This is a genomic window from candidate division TA06 bacterium, assembly GCA_004376575.1.
Lineage (GTDB): Bacteria > Hydrothermota > DG-26 > E44-bin18 > E44-bin18 > E44-bin18.
This window is the reverse complement of the sequence record SOJN01000142.1, coordinates 58,290-77,809: the sequence shown is the minus strand read 5'-3', so window position 1 is coordinate 77,809 and position 19,520 is coordinate 58,290. Positions and strand designations below refer to the sequence as shown.

Sequence of the window (19,520 nt, the reverse complement as noted above, 5' to 3'; positions counted from 1 at the left end):
CAAGAAGATAACACCATTTCGAGGCCACATTCTTGAGTAATATGCCCATTGCGAGCCCGAAGGGAAGAAAAGAGGGGGTGAGTTTTCGTTCTTCGTCCTTCGTGAAAGTCTGCCCTTCGTCGGCTCACACCGACGAAGGACTGAATATGTCTCGCTCCATCTTTCGATGGATCGGGCCTATTCAGCTCACTCCGTGTTACGCATTATCACTTCTCTTACCTTGGGTTTGAGGAAAATGCCTTCCAGGTCGACTTTCTTCAGTGCGGAAACAAGAATCGATATCTTCTCTTCTTCTGGCAGGACTTCGTTCATAATCACGTATGGCTTCCCCTCCACCAGACACTCTCCGCCTTTTGTCTCCAGTTTGTCATACTTCACCCTTAGTCCCGCTCGAGATGCTATTTCTTCAAGTTCACTCAATATCTCCTTCTGAGTCATCGAATCCTCCCCTATGATATTTCTTTGCCAGCTTAAATCGGGATAACAGGTAATAAAAGCCTCCCAGGGCGCAGAAGTACCTGCACCAGAATCTATACCTGAACAGAGAGAAGAATAGGACCACTCCGAGGAAAAACCAGAGAAGAATGGGCCCTCTTCTCGCAAAGAGGGTCATGAAAGGCTCATAATCTGCATACATCAAATTAGACGTGAGAATTGCTGCAAGCGTCGTCTCCCAGAGTATCACCAGCTTCAGAATCTCGGCATTTCTGTGCGCAGGCGGCGCCTTCCCTTTTCTGGGAAGAATACGGTGAGTAATCTCCTGGACAGCGCCAAAAGGGCATATCCAGTTGCAGTAGACTCTGCCCAGTATCGGTGCAGTCACGACCGAGAGACCGAAAAGCAACCAGAAAGAAAGGGAGACACTGGGCTTGAGCGACAGTATTGCCGAGAGGTTCAGGATGGAGAGCTGAAAGTTATAGACAAATCCCACAAGGACGAGAGCAAGTCCCAGCGTTACCCACCGGTATGAATCCTTCCTTTTGACAGTCCCCAGGATCGCGATCGAAAAAAGGAGGACCGCGAGCGCGGCCTTGGCCATCTCACGGCGAGATAACCTTGGACTTGGTTCTTCGGGAACATCTATATTGTACACTCGCTTGGCCACTGCCCTGGATGAAATCCTGGCCATGTCGATGATAGCTTTTGAACTAACGGTTGCTCCGGTCATTCCGTCGACGTCCCTCCCCATTTCCAGACTGTCAGTCACGTGTCTGCCGCTGAATGTGTTCACCCACTTCGCGAGGCTCCTCACGTAAGAGGGGGTCTCACTGTGTTCAAGCACAACGACTCCGGTCATCGTACCATCGTGCGAAACTCCAACCAGCAGCGATATGTTTCCGTTATAGCCCTTTATGTTCGGAGCCAGGTCTGTGCTCCTGACAACGCTTCCCAGCACAGAGCTGTCTTTGGCGTACGCATCGCGCCTTGCAGGATTCTTCAGTTCATCACTGAAAGAGTGCGCAGAAGGAAAGGCGAGCAGCAGTTGGGGCAGGCCAACTTCTGCGTGGGGGATTATGTAGGGACGGGCCAGTAGGCCGAATGAGGCGATAACCACCCAGCTTGAAATGAGGAATATCTTGAGCCCGCGAAGAGCCACACCTCTACCCACCACAGACACCGAACCTAGCCGTCTGTCTCGCGAAATATATCAGCACTGAAACTATAAATCTGAGCGCCCTTTTGCCACGCATCAGGAGGAAGACCAGCCTTCAGGCAAGTCTCTTCGATGAATCTTTCTCCATCCCAGTCGTGTTCCGTGGCAACCTGAGGCAAGAGCACACCTGAGTAGTAATCCTTGACTATGTAGATCCCGTCGCGACCTACCTCTATCTCCTCAACATCCTTAATTTGCTTCATAGGAGATAGTACGGATATCTCGATCGTTATGTCAGAAAGTTCATTCTCCCCAACAGGAGAAAATCTCGGATCACCCGTACCTGCAGAAACAGCCATCTCTCCAACTGCAATGTACAATGGCTTGACCGGCTGTATGTAACCTATGCACCCTCTCAGATCCCCCTGTTTCTTCAGTGTGACGAATACCCCTCTCTCCTGCCCCAGCGTTTCACTCATGACTCTCGATTCTGGCTTCGGTGTGCCTTTGACAGCCGATTCCAGGTTATTCCTGGCTATTCTCAGCAACTCTTTTTTCTCCGCATCGGTCAGCATTGTATCCTCCGGTTCAAACGAATGCAAATGAACAGTAGCCTACAACATATCCAGACCTGGTTCCCATCACATCACCGGAGTTAGTCTGGTGCAGAAGAACCGGCAAGACCCCAAGAGACTTAGCCACACACAGTCCAGTTAAAATGGCACCCTCTCCGCATGCAGAAGATTCACCGCTTCTGAAGGACTGTTCAAGCATCTGGGGATCACCGTCAATGATAGCCTTCACGGATGTCCTGGTTTGCGAAACGCATTCTTCGTATGAGTATCCATGATAGAGGTCACTACTTGCCACCACCAGCGAACGTTTGCCTGAAGCGGCAGCGACGATCGACTCAGACAGTGCCGCAGCATCTGCCGCAGATGTGGAAGAAACGAGAGCAGGGACAATCTTGAAATTCCCAAGAACCTTCTGAAGGAAAGGAACCTGAACCTCCAACGAATGTTCTTCAGCGTGGGCGGAAGAGCTTTCGGTAGCTTTTGGGTACGAATCGAGTATCTTTGAGGCCACTTCTTTGTCCAGAGGAACCTCTCCAAGGGGCGTGCGCCAGATGTCTCCAGCATAGAGTGCGGCCCCTTCCAGGTGTACGTAGTGGCTTGGACCCACCAGCACAACAGTTTCATACTCCTGGCCCTTCACTGTTTTGTAGGCGTATGCTGCTGTCTGACCGGAATAGGGATAACCTGCGTGCGGTACGATCAGAACACGGGGAGGCCCCTCAACAGGCTGTGGGCGAACTGAGGCGATGAGGCTCTCCACTATCGCGCTGAGCGAACTTTCGTCACCCGGGTAGAACGAACCGGCAACGGCAGGTTCCCTTACTTCTCTTCCTTCCATCCTGGCCCAGCCTCCTTCTCCAGAACCTTCTTGAACGCCTCTAGAATCTCTGGATCAAACCAGCCGTAGTCCTCCTCCATTTTCAACAATGCCTCATCCCTGTTCAGCCTCTCATGGTATGAGCGCGTGGAGGTGAGTGCATCAAAACAATCTGCAACTGCAATTATCCTTGCCCCCAGCGGAATGCTGTCACCGGATAAGCCGTCGGGGTATCCGGCTCCATCAAATCTCTCGTGGTGGTGCCTTATCATGGGCCTGGCTTGTTCAAGAAACTTCATCGGGGTCACAATCCTATCACTCGATATCTCGTGTTGTCTTATCTCTTCCAACTCAGCTTCAGTAGGTTCACCGGTCTTTCTAAGGAGTTCATCCGGCAGACCTATCTTCCCAAGGTCATGGAGCAGAGCAGCGTACCTTACCATTAGAATATCTGGTGCAGGCAAGCCCAGCTCCTGCCCTATCTTTACAGAATAGTCGGCAACTCTCTGAGAATGGACCCTTATGTCAGGGTCCTTTGTCTCGGCGGCCAGAAGAAGTGCCAGTATGGCCTCGAGATGAGTCCTGTGTATCCGGTCCAGAAGCACTGCACTCCGAAGCGAAATGGACACAACGCCTCCAAATTCTGTCAGTACGGCAAGATCTGCCTTGTCGAAAGGAAGGTCATTTCCATTGCCGCCCACACATAATACGCCGACTGGTTCTCCTCCCCTCAGCAGAGGCACGCAAGCCACGGAACGGACCCCAGCCTTCGTTCTGAATTCAATTACCCTGGCGCTCCTCGATTCCTTGAACAAACTCTCGAAACGCGTCAGAGGAACCTTTCCGCCTCTTTGAAACTCGGGCTCAAAAGCAGACGCATTCCTGACGACCAGATAGTCCTCCTCGAGAAACAGTAGAGCGACTTCCTTCCTCCCTAGAATCTTGATAGCCGAGCGCACAGCAAGTTCTCCACACTCAGCCAGGCTACATCCGGTGTTCGATTGCTCTAAATAAGAAGTGAACACGCGCATTTGCTGCTGGCCCCTCTCCAGTTTTTTTTCTGCCGTGGCCTTAAATGCCGCGAGCTTCTCATTATCAGCAGTCAGCTTTTCACTGGCCTCCCAGAGGTTTCTTATCAGCTTTTTCCTCTCTTGAAGAACCTCTCGCCTTTCGACTGCATTCTTGACAGTTTCCAGAAGCCGGTCAAAACTATATGGCTTCATTATGAAATCGTAAGCACCTTCCCTGAAGCCTTCCAAGACCGATTCCGGCGATGGTCCGTCACCGACAAGTATGACCTGTATGTCTCCATCAACGTCTTTTATCTGCTTGAGCGCTTCTACGGCGTTGATTCCGGGAAGCGCGATCTCCATCAGAACGATGTCATAAGGGGTCGTTGAAACCATATTTACTGCATCTTCACCACTGAAGGTGACGCCCACATCAAACTGCGTGTCGGATACTTCTGCGAACTGCGCGGCCAAGTAGTTGGCCACCATCTTGTCAACTTCCACCAGTAGGAGTTTTGGTGCCTCCATGCTCTGCACCTCGGAAAGGCGGGGGATCTAAATCCAAAACAACAGCCAGTCTTTTCGTCGTCACGCCTGCAGCCTGACGGTTGTACCTATACACCAACCAGTTTGTCAAGGTGTTCCTGGGCAGATTTCATATTGGGCTGAAGATTCAAAGCTTTCTCAAAACTATCCTTGGCGTCTGCGACCTGGTTGATCGCCTCATAGACAACGCCAAGATTAAAGTATATGTCAGCACTGTCTTTTTGAAAAGTTAGAGCCTTCTTGAGCTGGTCTATCGCTTCCTCATATCGTTGATTGAGGAAGTAGAATTTTCCCAGCTCCAGACGTTCTCTGGCCATCTCCTCGGGATTCTCTTCTTTGTCCTGTTCTTTCTTCATAGTCTCTTCAGCTTTTCTATATCTTCATCCTTGCCCAGCAGCACAAGCAAGTCACCATGGACAATCTGCTCGTCTGCTGTTGGTCCGAGGATGAACTCCTCCTCTATTTCTGATGCTCCCTCTTTCGATATCTTTGGTTTCTTTCTTTTTATGGCGATAACATTAACCCCATATTTGGCTCTCAAGTCCAGCTCTCGCATGGTCTTGCTCTGCAATGACCCGGGAGCAACGAGCTCCACAATGCTGTGAGTTGGCGAGACCTCAATATAATCAAAGATTCCCGGTGTGGAAAGGCTGTCTGCCACCCTTACGCCCATGTCCCTCTCGGGGAATATGATTTTGTCCGCGCCTACTCGCCTCAAAACCTTTGCGTGGAGTGCATCAAGAGCCTTGGACGCTACCAGGCCCACTCCGAGCTCTTTCAGAAGCAGAGTTATGAGAATTGATGCGGAGATGTCACCAACAGAGACTACCGCCACGTCCACGTCCGCAACACCAACAGACCTGAGTGCTTTCTCGTCAGAGGCGTCAAGTTGCACGGCATGGGTCACCTGGTCGGCAATTTCTGCGACTTTCTCCTCTTCAGAGTCGATGGCAAGAACCTCATGACCTCTCTCTACAAGAGTCCTTGCTACTGAACTTCCGAACCTTCCCAGGCCTATCACAGCAAACTGGCGCACAATTCGTTCCTCCTATCCTATCATAACTCTTCCTTCAGGATAGACGAATACTTCTTTTCTCTGACGGAGCACGACTGCGACCCCAACGGTCAGCGGACCAACCCTGCCCGCGAGCATGGTCAGAGCAATGACTACCTTTCCAAACGGTGTGAAGTCATGCGAAAGACTCGTCTGCGTCCGTGTATAGGATCCTACCGAGAGCCCTACAGTTCCGAACGCGCTCACCTCTTCGAACAGGACACCGAGAAATCCCTTCCTGGCAATCGCCTGACCTTCAGACACAAGCAGGAGTCCCGTCCCCATGGTCACTATTAGAATACCGGCCAGAATGAGAACGAGTGCCCTTGTGGTCACGAATTCTGAAAGGCTTCTCCCGAATGCAGAAACGTGTGCCCTTCCGGAGAGAACCGAATATAGCTTCATCAGAGCGCTGCCGAAAGTTGTCGTTTTTATTCCGCCGCCAGTGCCTCCAGGCGAAGCCCCGATAAACATGAAGAACACCATGAGAAACAGGGTTGGAGCTGCGAGACTTCCTATGTTGAGCGTCGAGAAACCCGCCGTTCTCGGGGTTGCGCCCTGAAACAAGGAGGCAATCAGTTTAGTCTTTACACTCAAACCAGCCATGGCTCTTCCATTTTCAAGGAGAAGTACCCCTGTGAAGCCGAGCAAGAGAAGTATGCTAGTCACTACAAGGACGAGCTTGGTGTGCTCGGATAGTCTTTTTACGCTCCTCTTAATCAACCTCCGGTACAGATCCCTCAAGACGATAAAACCCAGCCCGCCAACAATGAAGAGCGACATAACGGTGAAGCTTATCAGCGCGTCATCGGTAAAACCGGAAAGGTTTCGAGAAAACACTGAGAAGCCGGCGTTGCAGAACGCACTCACCGAGTGGAACAGCCCGAACGCAAGTGACCTTGGCACGGGAATGCCAGCCATACTAAATCGTAAAGCAAGAATGGCCCCCCCTACAAGTTCCAACACGGCAGTAACAATAAACACCTTGAGGGCGAATTTGCCCAAATCTTCAAGAGTGAGCTGGCCCAGCCCCTCGCTTGTAACAAGCCTCTCCTTTAACGATATCCTCCTCCGTAACAGCAGCGAAAAAGAAGTAGCAAGAGTCATGTATCCAAGACCACCGATTTGCATCAGTACAAGTAATATCGCCTTTCCCAGGGGACTGAAATCGTGCTGAGTGTCCCTCACAATGAGGCCAGTAACACAAATGGCTGAGGAGGCAGTAAAATAGGCATCGACTAGAGAAGCCCTCCCCGCGGCTCTTGACGAAGACGCTGGTATGGCAAGCAACACGGTCCCTATCAGTATGAGGCTCGCATACCCAAAAATAAGGACGCGAGACGGCGTCAACTCCCTTTTGAATATGGAGCTTCTCATCCTTCCCATGCCGCCCCTGACGCTTCTTTCTATGTTAAATGGAGCAGCAAACTACGAAACACAGGTTACGACCCTACGTATCTGCTACTCCACTGAGTATTATATCACCCCCGCAAGTCTTGTCAAGGCAATAACTCAGCCCTACTGCGGATTAGAAACCTGTAGTATTGTATTGTGTTTCCAATGCTCATCATCCCTATCTGGATAGTCCTTATTGTAATGGAGTCCTCTCGACTCTTTCCTCATGTTCGCGCAGGCAATCACCATCAGGGAGACAGATGCCAGGTTTCTAAGCTCCAGCAATTGACTGCCTATGGGAAGATCCGAGAACATCTCCTCCACCTCTTTGATCAGTTCATCAATTCTGAGTCGTGCTTTCTTCAGTCTTGCTGAATTTCTGACAATCCCCACGTAGTCCCACATTAACCTTTTAATCTCGAAGCGTGTATGGGTGATGACTACCCTTTCTTTGGCCCCAGACGATCCCTTTTGAAAAGGCGGCTCCAGACGAGGAGGTGGTGCGGCTGCCTTCTCCCCTACTGCTGATCTGTACGCACGCTTGGAGAAGACGAGAGCTTCCAACAGGGAATTGCTTGCAAGCCGATTTGCACCGTGCACACCAGTGTAGGCGGTTTCACCAGCACAGTAGAGCCTTGGAAGCGAAGTCCTTGCTTCAGTATCGGTGAGAACTCCCCCGCACATGTAGTGGGCAGCAGGAACAACAGGAATTGGCTGACTTGTCATGTCAATCCCTCTCTCAAGGCACGCCTTATATATGTTTGGAAACTTGGATCTGATCTTCCGTGCCCCTGTGCCGGTCATGTCCAGATATACAAACTCATCACCGCGGATCTTGAGTTCGCTGTCAATTGCTCTGGCCACCACATCCCTTGATGCGAGACTGCCTTTGTCACTGTACTTTTCCATGAAAGCCTCACCGGACCTGGTCCTCAGGACTGCACCAGCCCCCCTGGTAGCCTCAGATATCAGAAGAGCCCTATCTCCGGTTCCCGGGAAGTAGAGTGATGTGGGATGGAACTGAACAAACTCCATGTTTGCTATCTTTGCACCTGCTCTGTAAGCCATTGCGATCCCATCCCCTGTGGCTATTGGGGGATTAGTGGTGTGAAGATAGGTCTGGCCGGCTCCCCCGGCAGCCAACATGGTCGTACTGGCAACAAAGGCCTCCAATTTGCCGCTCTCATTGTCGAACACATATGCGCCTCGACAACCATTCTCATCTAGTATGAGGTCTACCGCAGTTCTATTTTCAAGAATAAGGATATTGTCCCTGGCCTTTACCTTCTGGATTAGAGCCCTCTCAATTTCATAGCCGGTCCGGTCTTCGAAATGGATGACCCTCTCTCTGGAATGGCCGCCTTCTCTCCATAGATCAAATCTGGAACCTGACCCAGTGAAGTGAGCGCCTAAATCAACCAGTTCATCTATCAACCTTGGACCCTCTTCGACCATTATTTTGACTGCCCTCTCGTTACACAGTCCAGCGCCTGCTTGTATTGTGTCCTCCTCATGGAGATCGTAACTGTCATCATCACCGAATACGGCGGCTATCCCTCCCTGGGCATAGTTGGTGTTGGACTCCGCCTGCTCTTTCTTGGTGACCACAACAACCTTTGCGTGCTCTGACGCATTCAAGGCAAACGTGAGTCCGGCCATTCCGCTTCCAATAACAAGAAAGTCTGTCTGAACGGATTCCAAGTTTCCCTATCCCCTCCTTATCCCAAACATCATTGAGTATATAGATTTAAAAAGATAGCCAACAATGAGCAAAGGCCCGCAAAGATAAACCAGGAGATCTGGCTCATGCTTTCTCAAGTATCTGTACATGGACCAGGCAAGATACAACTGACGATTGACCCCTAAGGCCTTTGTGGAGGCGCCGTAATAGTGATATACCTTCGCATCGGGCAGAAACACAATTCGCCACCCTTTCTCCTTCATCCTCCTGCAGAGATCCACATCGTTGAAAAAAATGGGCATGGACTCGTCGAGATGACCTATCTTATTAAGAACACCTTTTCTGAGTAACATGCAGGATGCCATCGGTTGATCAACTTCTCTCCGGGAACGATGGTCGAAATATCCCATCCTGTACCTGTCCAGGTTCGGAAACCTTCTTCTCACTCCGGGAAGGAGGAAGAACTCTGCAAGAATCGTCCTCAGAGTAGGAAACTCTCTGCACGAGGGCTGAATCGAACCATCGAAATCGAGAAGTTGTGGAGCAACACATGCAGCATCAGGATTGGCATCCAGATATTCTTTCAAGGTTTGAATTGAACCGTCCGTAACGACAGTATCGGGATTGAGAAGAAGCACATATTTTGAATCGGCAACATGGAGCCCTGAATTCACACCAGCCGCAAACCCGACATTTCTGTTTTTCCTGATGATTTCAACACTGGGGTATTCCATTGCCACATCGACACTGCCATCAATTGAAGCGTTGTCCACAACAATCACCTTCCAGTTCTCGCCATCCCCTGCTTTCACTACCGACTCCAGGCATGCCCTAATAAATCTCCTACTGTTAAAGGTGACTATGACAACCGATATGTCAAAGTGATCTCCCATCTAAGGAGTTCTGAAGCAGTCCTCAATCGATTCTTCCAAAAGAGGATGCAGGATATGTTTCTCAGTTATGATGCAAGAAATATTGCCGTGTGGTGTAATATCGAAGGCAGGGTTAAAAACTTTTGCATTATCAGGTCCAATCCTCGTGCCCCCGAAGAAAAGCACTTCCTTGCTCTCCCTTTCTTCGATGGGAATAGCTTCGCCCGCCGGCGCCGTCAAATCAAAAGTACTCAAAGGTGCGGCCACATAAAAAGGAATATTGTGCTTTTGTGCCAGTACAGAAAGTGGATAGGTTCCTATCTTGTTTGCAGTATCACCATTTGCTGCTATCCTGTCTGCCCCGACTATTATGCAGTCCACTTTTCCTTTCGTCAATAGATGCCCCCTTGCTCCGTCGACCAGGAGTGTCACATCTATGTTGTTCCGAGAAAGCTCCCATGCTGTGAGTCTCGCTCCCTGAAGAAGTGGCCGGGTCTCTGATGCGAAAACCTTCACCCTCTTATTCTGGGCGGAGGCAACGTAGATGGCAGCAAGTGCAGTTCCTATTCCACCGGTAGCCAGGGCACCAGCATTGCAGTGTGTCAGAATTGTGAACCCATCGTTAATCAGCGTTGCCCCATTCCTACCTATCATCTCACACTTTTCTCTATCTTCAAGATGAATGGATATCGCTTCACTGAGAAGAGTTTCTCTCATTTCTCCCACACTATCGGCCGATTCCAGGACATCTGACATCCTGTCCAGTGCCCAGAAAAGGTTCACCGCGGTCGGCCTTGTCGCCCCCAGCATACGGATGTCTTTTGTGATATCCACCTTAAGTCTCTCAGGCGAACTGGCTTTTCTGCTGTGGGCTGAAAGAGCCACACCATACGCTCCGGCTACGCCAATCAGAGGGGCTCCTCTTACCGCCAGGCATCTGATAGCCTCTGCCATCTCTTCAGCACGGGTCAAGTCCCTGTACTCAGTCTTTTCAGGAAGCCTGGTCTGGTCCAGGATTCTCACCTTACCGTCCACCCACTCTATCGTCCTGAAATCCAGAGACACGTAATTCATCGTTTCTGTCTTCCTAGTCCTTCGATTCGCAATTACGGTGACGTTTGATTCAAGGGATGTTGATTCAACTTGCTCGCTCAGCACTAATCCTGAGTGAATAAACTCGTCACCGAATTTATGGATCGAACGACTGGTGAGCTTGGCAGAAGCTCAGGATAAGTTTGCCGAATCAGTTCAACAACGAGTGTGATCGGCATTCCAACAACATTGTAGTAGTCGCCCTCTATCTCCGTAACGAAATCTGTCCCTCCGCCCTGGACAGCATATGCGCCCGCCTTGTCCATACACTCTCCTGAAGCCGCATAGGACAGGATCTGGGCTTCACTAATAGGCCGGAACTGAACTCCCGTCGCCTCACGCACACAAACTTCTCCCCTCGGCCCCACCATTGCAATTCCTGTCTCTACAATGTGCGTCCGTCCGCTGAGAAGCCGTAACATTTGAGCGGCACCTTTGCTGTCCTCGGGTTTTGTGAGAATAGTGTTCTTAATACGTACGATTGTATCCGCGCCCAGAACCACACCCTGCTCATCATGTCTGCTCCTAACCTGCCTTGCTTTCAACAGGGCAAGCCGCTCACAAATATCTGGCGCATAGCCGTAAGACTCGATATCCTCCCTTACATCTGGTGGGTCAATCGTGAAGCTGAAATCCACTTCCTTCAACAGTTCTGCCTTCCACGGGGACGCAGAGGCAAGCACCAGTTCCATGATGCCAGATTAGCATTGAAAAGAGGAGTGGTCAAGTGGAATTGGGTGGAGAAGAAAATAGCCCTGCACCAGACAGAGAGTCCGTGGCGCAGGGCTAATTGCCTTGCAGCTGAAGCTTACTTTACCGACCTCTTGAGCTCTGTACCGGCCTTGAAAACGGGAACTCTTCTTGCACTAATCCTGATGACCTCACCCGTCTGCGGGTTCCTTGCCTTTCTGGCGGCTCTCCTTCTGACTGAGAAGGTGCCGAATCCAACAAACGTTACTCTCTCACCCTTTTTCAGAGCCTTCGACACGCCGGAAAGCACGCTGTCAATAGCAATTCCAGCCTGCTTCTTGGTAAGCTTCGCGTCCTTTGATACCCATTCGATAAGGTTCTGCTTGTTCACTGCCACTCACCTCCTTTCCCCAGACCACCGTAGAGGGGACCCCGAATCCCGCCTGCGAAGCCTGTTTCACAAATCTCATCTATTGCAGGTCGAGGTTGACAAAGTTTATCACCCACCCAAAATCCTGTCAAGTGTTTTTTCAAGAATAGCAAGGGATTCCACGATGGACCACCTGATTTCCCGTGCCATGAAAGACTTACACCACCTTACATCTGCAACATTCGCTACGGGAGAAAAATGCCGAAGAGTCCCTTCCCTAGCTTGATTTCAGGTATGGCCTTCATGCTAATACGCACATCATAACGCCATCTGTCACCAAATGTCTGCCACTCGAACTGTCCCTCCCAGGCATGGAGATCTCTGCTCACTCTCACGCTCTGCTCAATCAGCTTCCTATCGTTCACGTCATACCTTTGGGAATACACCACGTGCCATTTGTCTGTGGGCCGGAAGTCAACGCGCCCCCAGACCTGGTACGTATCCCTGCTTCTGTCGGCAATGTTTCTCACGTAGTTGCCTGCGAGTGCTCCTCCAAATATTCTGGAAAGTGCAGATCCCCTGGGAGCCAGGTTCAATCTCGCCGTTGCCGAAAGCATCGTCAGTTTACGCTCATATGGATTGTGGGACATCCTCATGTCGAACTCCAGGGGTTCAACGGGCCTCACCCTCAGATAACTGGCAATATCCGAAAGTCTCCGGCCTGTCCTGCGAAGGTCGTAGGATCCGCTTATGTCAAGACTGGCAAGGTTCAGAATTGAAGAACCCTCTCCCCGTCCCAGCTTCGCCTGAAAGTCGTTCCCTATGGAAGCTCTGAAGCTGTTAGTAGCAGCCACCCCCCCGATGCCAGGAACATAAGAGAATGTGTCTTTTACTTCAGGAGAATAAGAATAGCTGATACTGGGCTTAAGGACATGCCTGAACCTCTCTATGGGGCCCACCCCAAACCTTGAAAGTCCATATAGTGTAGTGTTGATGGCAACGGCGGCCGTGTAGTGGTGCCGCCAGGGAAGACTCGAAGAAGTTGTATCTCTACCATAGACGGTTTCTTGAAAACCCAGCCTGGGGCTCACATTTAGGTGCCCGAGAATGGTTACGGGCATGCTCAGGTTCAATCTTGTGTCTGCCGCCCTTCTATCAACATACTCACCTTCCTTACCCTCTCTGGAGTTGACCATGAGTGTCGAGAATGATGCTCTCAACCGATTGTACCACCTCACACTCTCACCCGGGGCTGATTCAAATATCCTCCTGTTACTAAGATTGAAGCTGGCTCTTGGAAGCAACTGTGAAATCTGATCACTGTCCAGGTTGTGAGTCCTGTTCGCGACAAGGTTTACACCTGCACCGCTCCATGTCTTTGTCAGAGAAAGGTATGACTCCAGCCTCCTGTTTAGCTGGACTATTCTATTTTCGTTATAGTCAACTTCGTAGTCAACATCACTCTGAAAATCGGCCCTTGCCCTCAGGTCGGTCTTCTTTCCAAGGTTTTGCCTGTGACTTGCCTGAACCCGCCACCTCTTCCTGTTCGTTTGTGTCTCATCGATGTATGCTCCAGAAATCCTGCCCTCCAGATATGGTTTCACGACATATACACCTTCTACACCAGACCTCAATCCTTTCTTTTCAAGGATGTCAAAACTGAAGTGAATATCCGAATAGTCATTCAGGACGAGAAAGTATGAGAGGTTCTTCACATATCTGCCATCATAACTGTCAGTCCCGATCTTCGGTATCAGAAACCCGGAATGCCTTCCCTTCTTTATGGGAAAAAACCAGTATGGCATGAAGAAGACGGGGACGTTACCTACGTACATGAGTAGCGGTTCAGTGATTACCATGTCGTCCTGATAGACCTTCATTCTTCTTGCGGCAAAGAAGTAGTGAGGTGGCTTTCTGTCGCAGGTTGTGAATTTGCCGCCCTCAATCTCCAGGATGTTTTTCCCTACCTTTCTGGTCTTCTTCCCTTCAAACCATCCTTTCTCTATGGCTGTTCTGCCCTCAACCACCTCTCCATAACCTGTTTCTATTTCATATCGCATCTTCTTACCATATATTGTCTGATCACCGTCGTAGAGAACAGGATGCCCAAGAGCTATTATCTCCTTCTTTCGTAAGTCAAAGATCAGAGTCTCTGCTTCTATGCTCACGGTGCCATACACGGCGCGAGCACCGCCATACAGAAGGACCTTTTGCTCGTCGACGAGATACTTGATCTGTTCAGAGGAATAGATGACCTTGTCTTTCTCTCCCTCAGCATCCACACCTGGAGTCACGGCTGAATTCGTCTCCTCAATCGGTTCGTCTTTTTGTGTGGAGATCGGCTGAGAAGACGCCATGGAACTGATGCCAATGAAGAAGAGGAACAGTAGAACTCTGCAACACATCTGACTAACTGCCTGCTGTTAGGTCAGACTGCTCACGCTCCAGAACAGAGACTTCCCTACCCCTGAAGAGGAGAGAACCCAATATGAGGAGGATCACGCCAACTGTCACACACGAATCTGCAACATTAAAGACCGGCCACCTGAATTTGCCAATCCCGACGTCAACGAAATCCACTACTTCATTGAATCTTATTCTGTCAATGAGATTTCCCAGGGCCCCGCCAAGAACCAGACCCAGGCCAGCCAGACCAACTCCCCCTCTGCTGCCGGTCCTGAAGAAGGCTAGAAGAAGAACACATATCGCAAGCAGGGCAAACGGAAGCAGTGGAACCCCGCGTCCAAACGAAAGCCCGAACGCTGCGTTCGGGTTCCTGATATAGGTGAGCCTCAAAATACTGCCCACCAAACTAAACGAACTATTCAGTTCGAGATTCTTTGACACCAGGTATTTGGAAAACTGATCTACGCCTACAACGATGGCGCAGATGAGGACGAGGGTCATCACCCTCCTGGGGGGCACGAACTCTTCTCCTCCTTCTCCTTGCACTTGACGCACAGCCTTGCATATGGAACGGCATTAAGTCTCTCCTCCTTGATGGACTTGCCGCATGATCCGCACTTCCCATATGTCTTGCTGTATATCCTTCTCAGGGCCTGGTCGATCTCATAGAGAGCCTCGCCTTCACTAGTGGCCAGCATGGAGTTCATTTCCCTGTCCGCGGCATCGGTTGCCAAGTCGGCAGGGTGGTAAGGGTAGGCCGAAAGATCATCAGACGCCTCAGTTGGAGTTGCCTCAAAACCTTCCTCCAGTATGCCCAGAGTCTTCATCTGTTTCTCCCTCAGTTTCAGTAGCAGCTTTCGAAACTTGTCAAGTTTTCTGGCGTCCATGCATGTCACCTCCCATTTGTATTCGTTTGCGTCTCTCTTATTGCGCGCACGCATTTCTCACAGATGTGTGGAAATTCCTCTGCCAGACCGACCGATGTGGAGTACATCCAGCACCTCTGGCACTTCTCGCCCCTTGCCTTCTGGACAGAAACTAGCAGATCTACTTTTTCTCCTGCATAAGATCCTTCGCCCAAATCTCCTTTCGAATTCGAAAGCTCTACCCCTGAAACTATGAAGAGTTGATCCAGCAAATCAGCGTGCTTCTTGAGAAGGTTTTTCACGTTGTCGTCTTCGCTGTAGAGTACAAGCCTTGATTCCAGCGCGTTCCCTATCATCTTCTTTTCACGAGCTCTCTCGAGAGCAACAAGAACCTCATCTCGGACCTCCACGAGCCTGTCCCATCTACTGGCCAGTCCCTCATCCTGAAGAGAAGGTTCCGGTCTCGGCATTTCAGAGAGAAATACGGACTTTTCCGGTCTGCCCAGGGGGAATGAAAGCCAAGCCTCCTCACACGTGAAGGAAAGAATCGGAGCTGTCAGTCTGACAAGAACGGTCAGGACATCGTGTAGAACAGTCTGGGCTCCTCTTCTCTCCTTTGAGTCTGGCGCAAATGTGTAGAGCACATCCTTCATGATGTCGAAGTAGAATTGCGAAAGTGCACTGACGCAGAAATTGTGTATCATGTGATAGACTCTGAAGAACTTGAAACTCTCATAAGCCTCTCTTGCTTTGAGTATGAGCAACTGAAGCTTGTGCATAAGATACCTATCCAACTCTCCAAGCTCTCCATAGCTCACTCGATGTTTCTTGTCGTCGTAGTCGTATATATTGCCAAGCATGAATCTGAAGGAGTTTCTTATCTTTCTGTAGACATCGACAACGGGAGACAGCATCTCATCCCCAAAACCCATATCAGAAGTGTAGTCAACGGAAGAGAACCAGAGCCTGAGGATGTCTGCTCCATACTTTGACCATACTTCTTCAGGAGCCACGGCATTGCCAAGTTTCTTGGACATCTTTCTTCTCTGTGGGTCCAGCACCAAACCGTGAGTCAAGCAGGTCTTGTATGGAGAAGATTCTTCCGTGGCCATGGCCACTATGAGGGAAAGCTGAAACCAACCTCTGTGCTGGTCCACAGCTTCCAGGAAAAGGTCAACGGGCCAGGGCTCTCCGTCGTCCTTCACCACTCTCAGACTACTGATTGAGGAATCAAACCACACGTCCAGAATGTCTTTTTCCTTCACAAACTGGCTGCCACCACATTTTGTGCAGACAGTACCGTCAGGCACTATCTCCTTCAGGCTAGCCGTGAACCAGACGTCACAGCCATTCTCCTTGACGAGCGAGATGACCCTATCGATGATACCCGTGTCGAGCAGGGCCTCGCCGCAATCAGCGCAGTACACAGCAGGAATTGGAACACCCCATGCCCTCTGCCTGGAAAGGCACCAATCAGGCCTTGCTTCCAGAGCATCAACCATCCTGTCTCTGCTCCAATTGGGGACCCAGGCTATGGCCCTTGTGCTGTCCAGACAACGCTTTCTCAAGTCTTTCTTCCCCACATCAAAGAACCACTGTTCCTGCGCTCTGAATATGAGAGGGCTCTGGCATCTCCAGCACTCGGGATAGGAGTGGGTTATCCTACTCGAAGCAAGAATTATTCCCTTCTTTGTGAGGTTTTCGACAATGAGAGGATTAGCATCAAAAACGATCTTTCCCGCATATTCAGGTACCTCATCTGTGAATTTGCCCTCTTCGTCTACTGGAGATACTATGTCCAGCCCGTGCCTGACTCCCATCTGGTAATCGTCGTAGCCGTGCCCTGGTGCCATGTGCACGCAGCCCGTCCCTTGTTCCAGGGACACGAAATCTGCCATCACGACTACTGAATCTCTCTCAGACATGGGAGGTTTGCACTTCAGGCTGTCAAGTTCAGCCCCCTTTATCCTCTTGAGCACCTGCGGTTCTTTTATCCCCAGGGCGCTGGCGACGCTGGACAGAAGTGCTTCTGCGACTATGTATGCTTCACCGTCTGCGGCAAATGCCACATAGTCATAGTCACTCTTCAGAGCGATCGCCACGTTGGCCGGCAGGGTCCAGGGCGTGGTCGTCCATATGAGAATCGAGGTGGGTACGTCAACACCACCAAGAGCATTTCTCAGCGGGAATTTCACGTATATGGAGGGTGACTCGTGGAGAGCGTACTCCACCTCCACGTTCGCCAGAGCCGTCTTGCAGACCGGACACCAGTGGATAGGCCTTAAGCCCCTGTATATGTAACCCATCTCCACAAGAGACTTGAATGTTTCCAGTATCCTTGCCTCATATTGGTAATCCATTGTGAGATAGGGGTGTTCCCAGTCTCCGACATATCCCATTCTCTTGAACTCTTCCCTTTGTATGGTCACGTACTTCTCCGCGTATGTCCGGCACGCCTTTCTCAACTCGAGCACGTCTACGTCTTGTTTCTTCTCACGCATTGCCCTTGCCACATTGTGCTCTATGGGCATGCCGTGGCAGTCCCAACCGGGCACATAGGGAGTGTCGTATCCTGACATCGACCAGTATTTCACCACAACATCTTTGAGGTATTTGTTCAGAACGGTGCCGATGTGGACGTTGCCGTTGGCATAGGGAGGACCATCGTGAAGCACAAACTTCTTCTCGCCTTTCCCTTTCCTCATGGCGGCATATATATTCATCTTCTCCCAGATGGCGAGCAGTTCCTTCTCCTTTTCAGGGAGATTTCCCTTCATAGGAAAATCGGTCTTTGGAAGATTGAGCGTCTTCTTGTAACTCACTTCAAGTCACCTCATCAGCGACATCTCGCTGCTAAGCATATGTTACAGATGCGGCAGCGAGATCCTTTAGGACTAGAGGAATCGACTCCTTTTGTTTGCTAAGTCGTGTGATTATATCCACTTTCGCCCGTGTGTCAAGGGAATTTACTTACTCCGCTGTACGCCATACGCTGTGACAAGACACTGGCTGTGAGCTAATCACAAGATATAAGATGTAAGACATAAGATGCAAGATCGCTGTACGCTATACGCTGAAACAAAACACAAACCCAGGGCATTGTAGGGGCGCGGTTTCCGCGCCCGCCTCTGTTTCCCCGTGAGGCGCGTCCTGAGCCTGCAGCGTGGGCAGGGAAACCCTGCCCCTACAGGAACCGTTTCCAAAAGTGCAAAAGTGCATGCCTGCACGGCCCGTTCCACGGGGTCCCCGGTGTTGCGTCAGCTGACAGCTGATGGCTCCGAAGACTGATTGCCCGTTGCTCGCTACTTCTTCTGTGCGAAAGCATAAAATATCGGCATGAAGAGGAGCCTCTCACCTTTTTCTATGGCTTTCGCTTCTTTCTCCTTCATCTTTTCAAGGGACGGAGACCTGTCTACGATTTTGAATCTCCACTTCCACTCCTCTTCGAACTCGGACCTGAGGGTTTCTATATTCCACATCCCGGCTGAGGCGCCCACATCTGCCTCAAGCCCGGCTTTTCCAAAGATGGCCCTCAATTTCCTCCCGGCCTCGGGGTCTGCGCCTTCCTTGATGAGCGCGCTGGACAGCATTTTCCCTATTCCCATATCCTCCGGATAGCCTACCCACCCGCCATAGTCTGGTTCGGCAAGAGCTACAATCCATCCTCTTGGTCTGACTACTCTCTTCATTTCCACCAGAGCACCGCTTGGGTCCTCCAGCCACATCAGCAGGAAGTGGCAGGTGGCTGCGTCAAAATAGCCAGCCTTGAACGGAAGTCTTAACGCGTCACCACAGAGACATGTGACCTTATCCAATGAGGAAGCGCGCTTGAGAAGACTGTAGTCTTTCTCAAGTGCCACGACAGGACCGTCAACTCTTTCAGCAATCTCTTTCGCTATCGAACCTGCCCCAGAACCAATATCAATCACTTTGCGGCTCTGGGCCAGACTTATCATCCTGTACACGTGCTGTCTAATGCCTTTTGTAAAGCACGCCTGCCTTTCATAGTAAACATTCCTGTCCTCTGTTGACAGAGCCATGTACTACCCCCCCCTAATGAAAAAAGGCGAGGCAGAGAAAAGCCCCGCCGCAAACAGCCGCCCTTGTCCCGATTATCTTCTCTTGCTTTTTGATCTTGAAGGAGGTCGCTTCATTCTGGATTGCTCAGGTCGCCTGGCCTTCTCGGGCTTCTTCTCTTCGGGTCTCTTTCTCTCCTTCTTAACGCTCTTGTTCTCTTTCTTCTCATCTGGCTTTTTCCGGCTGAAGCCCTCCCAACGGTCGTCGACTCTGTCTCCATCTTCGTCTATGAAAGAGTCGTATGAGCCATTGTCGTCCCCGCCGCGATCCTCATCATCGTTCTCTTCCGAATCTCCTTTCTTCTCCTCAATCGCCTCTTTCGTGTCACGGCTTTCAACATCCTGTTTGGCCTCCTCACTTGCCTGCGAGACAACTGGAGAAAATGCTACTGCCAGGCTGAAAGCAATCGCTATTACAATGTATGCGGTTCTAATCATAATCCATCCTTCCTTTATTATGCCACAATTGCTTTACT

The 19,520-nt window shown here is 50.6% G+C and carries 19 protein-coding genes; all 19 read right to left on the bottom strand.

Annotation, left to right across the window (positions count from 1 at the left end; translation table 11 throughout):
- Positions 1-186: 186 nt before the first annotated feature.
- Complete coding sequence (locus E3J62_11785; protein TET44015.1) at positions 187-438, bottom strand: hypothetical protein; 252 nt, start codon at positions 436-438, stop codon at positions 187-189.
- On the bottom strand, positions 413-1,609 hold the full coding sequence (locus tag E3J62_11780; GenBank protein TET44014.1) for a 4Fe-4S binding protein: 1,197 nt from the start codon (positions 1,607-1,609) through the stop codon (positions 413-415). Before E3J62_11780 ends, E3J62_11785 begins: the two co-directional genes overlap by 26 nt.
- 14 nt (positions 1,610-1,623) lie before the next feature.
- On the bottom strand, positions 1,624-2,169 hold the full coding sequence (gene amrA, locus E3J62_11775) for an AmmeMemoRadiSam system protein A (GenBank protein ID TET44013.1): 546 nt from the start codon (positions 2,167-2,169) through the stop codon (positions 1,624-1,626).
- Positions 2,170-2,182: 13 nt separating this feature from the next.
- On the bottom strand, positions 2,183-3,007 hold the full coding sequence (gene amrB, locus E3J62_11770) for an AmmeMemoRadiSam system protein B (GenBank protein ID TET44012.1): 825 nt from the start codon (positions 3,005-3,007) through the stop codon (positions 2,183-2,185).
- Positions 2,989-4,524: an HD domain-containing protein gene (locus tag E3J62_11765; GenBank protein ID TET44011.1), complete on the bottom strand. Its 1,536-nt coding sequence runs from the start codon at positions 4,522-4,524 to the stop codon at positions 2,989-2,991. The genes amrB and E3J62_11765 overlap by 19 nt, the downstream gene beginning before the upstream one ends.
- 86 nt (positions 4,525-4,610) lie before the next feature.
- Positions 4,611-4,898: a tetratricopeptide repeat protein gene (locus tag E3J62_11760; protein TET44010.1), complete on the bottom strand. Its 288-nt coding sequence runs from the start codon at positions 4,896-4,898 to the stop codon at positions 4,611-4,613.
- On the bottom strand, positions 4,895-5,578 hold the full coding sequence (locus E3J62_11755) for a TrkA family potassium uptake protein (protein TET44009.1): 684 nt from the start codon (positions 5,576-5,578) through the stop codon (positions 4,895-4,897). Before E3J62_11755 ends, E3J62_11760 begins: the two co-directional genes overlap by 4 nt.
- Before the next feature lie 12 nt (positions 5,579-5,590).
- Positions 5,591-6,982: a Trk family potassium uptake protein gene (locus E3J62_11750; GenBank protein ID TET44008.1), complete on the bottom strand. Its 1,392-nt coding sequence runs from the start codon at positions 6,980-6,982 to the stop codon at positions 5,591-5,593.
- A gap of 132 nt (positions 6,983-7,114) precedes the next feature.
- On the bottom strand, positions 7,115-8,650 hold the full coding sequence (gene nadB / locus E3J62_11745) for an L-aspartate oxidase (GenBank protein TET44020.1): 1,536 nt from the start codon (positions 8,648-8,650) through the stop codon (positions 7,115-7,117).
- A gap of 48 nt (positions 8,651-8,698) precedes the next feature.
- Entirely contained in the window at positions 8,699-9,565 is an 867-nt protein-coding gene (locus tag E3J62_11740; protein TET44007.1) for a glycosyltransferase family 2 protein, read from the bottom strand.
- Complete coding sequence (gene mtnA, locus E3J62_11735; protein ID TET44019.1) at positions 9,566-10,603, bottom strand: S-methyl-5-thioribose-1-phosphate isomerase; 1,038 nt, start codon at positions 10,601-10,603, stop codon at positions 9,566-9,568.
- Positions 10,604-10,701: 98 nt separating this feature from the next.
- Positions 10,702-11,328: a septum formation protein Maf gene (gene maf, locus E3J62_11730; GenBank protein ID TET44006.1), complete on the bottom strand. Its 627-nt coding sequence runs from the start codon at positions 11,326-11,328 to the stop codon at positions 10,702-10,704.
- Positions 11,329-11,444: 116 nt separating this feature from the next.
- Complete coding sequence (locus tag E3J62_11725; GenBank protein TET44005.1) at positions 11,445-11,717, bottom strand: HU family DNA-binding protein; 273 nt, start codon at positions 11,715-11,717, stop codon at positions 11,445-11,447.
- A gap of 224 nt (positions 11,718-11,941) precedes the next feature.
- Positions 11,942-14,101, bottom strand: a complete 2,160-nt coding sequence (locus E3J62_11720; GenBank protein TET44004.1) for an LPS-assembly protein LptD — start codon at positions 14,099-14,101, stop codon at positions 11,942-11,944.
- Positions 14,102-14,105: 4 nt separating this feature from the next.
- Complete coding sequence (lspA, locus tag E3J62_11715; protein TET44003.1) at positions 14,106-14,606, bottom strand: signal peptidase II; 501 nt, start codon at positions 14,604-14,606, stop codon at positions 14,106-14,108.
- On the bottom strand, positions 14,603-15,043 hold the full coding sequence (locus E3J62_11710) for a hypothetical protein (protein TET44002.1): 441 nt from the start codon (positions 15,041-15,043) through the stop codon (positions 14,603-14,605). The genes lspA and E3J62_11710 overlap by 4 nt, the downstream gene beginning before the upstream one ends.
- Positions 14,995-17,790 carry an isoleucine--tRNA ligase gene (gene ileS, locus E3J62_11705; protein TET44001.1) on the bottom strand — a complete coding sequence of 932 codons (2,796 nt, stop codon included), beginning with the start codon at positions 17,788-17,790 and terminating at the stop codon, positions 14,995-14,997. Before ileS ends, E3J62_11710 begins: the two co-directional genes overlap by 49 nt.
- A gap of 480 nt (positions 17,791-18,270) precedes the next feature.
- Positions 18,271-19,008, bottom strand: a complete 738-nt coding sequence (locus E3J62_11700; protein TET44000.1) for a methyltransferase domain-containing protein — start codon at positions 19,006-19,008, stop codon at positions 18,271-18,273.
- Between the two features lie 72 nt (positions 19,009-19,080).
- Entirely contained in the window at positions 19,081-19,482 is a 402-nt protein-coding gene (locus E3J62_11695) for a hypothetical protein (GenBank protein TET43999.1), read from the bottom strand.
- Positions 19,483-19,520: the final 38 nt, after the last annotated feature.

What these genes read in the sequence shown, in the direction of transcription:
- E3J62_11785 (TET44015.1), bottom strand. Translation starts at nt 438, where the DNA reads ATGACTCAGAAGGAGATATTGAGTGAACTTGAAGAAATAGCATCTCGA.
- amrA (TET44013.1), bottom strand. Translation starts at nt 2,169, where the DNA reads ATGCTGACCGATGCGGAGAAAAAAGAGTTGCTGAGAATAGCCAGGAAT.
- amrB (TET44012.1), bottom strand. Translation starts at nt 3,007, where the DNA reads ATGGAAGGAAGAGAAGTAAGGGAACCTGCCGTTGCCGGTTCGTTCTAC.
- E3J62_11765 (TET44011.1), bottom strand. Translation starts at nt 4,524, where the DNA reads ATGGAGGCACCAAAACTCCTACTGGTGGAAGTTGACAAGATGGTGGCC.
- E3J62_11760 (TET44010.1), bottom strand. Translation starts at nt 4,898, where the DNA reads ATGAAGAAAGAACAGGACAAAGAAGAGAATCCCGAGGAGATGGCCAGA.
- E3J62_11750 (TET44008.1), bottom strand. Translation starts at nt 6,982, where the DNA reads ATGGGAAGGATGAGAAGCTCCATATTCAAAAGGGAGTTGACGCCGTCT.
- nadB (TET44020.1), bottom strand. Translation starts at nt 8,650, where the DNA reads ATGGCCGGACTCACGTTTGCCTTGAATGCGTCAGAGCACGCAAAGGTT.
- E3J62_11740 (TET44007.1), bottom strand. Translation starts at nt 9,565, where the DNA reads ATGGGAGATCACTTTGACATATCGGTTGTCATAGTCACCTTTAACAGT.
- maf (TET44006.1), bottom strand. Translation starts at nt 11,328, where the DNA reads ATGGAACTGGTGCTTGCCTCTGCGTCCCCGTGGAAGGCAGAACTGTTG.
- E3J62_11720 (TET44004.1), bottom strand. Translation starts at nt 14,101, where the DNA reads ATGTGTTGCAGAGTTCTACTGTTCCTCTTCTTCATTGGCATCAGTTCC.
- E3J62_11710 (TET44002.1), bottom strand. Translation starts at nt 15,043, where the DNA reads ATGCGTGCGCGCAATAAGAGAGACGCAAACGAATACAAATGGGAGGTG.
- E3J62_11700 (TET44000.1), bottom strand. Translation starts at nt 19,008, where the DNA reads ATGGCTCTGTCAACAGAGGACAGGAATGTTTACTATGAAAGGCAGGCG.
- E3J62_11695 (TET43999.1), bottom strand. Translation starts at nt 19,482, where the DNA reads ATGATTAGAACCGCATACATTGTAATAGCGATTGCTTTCAGCCTGGCA.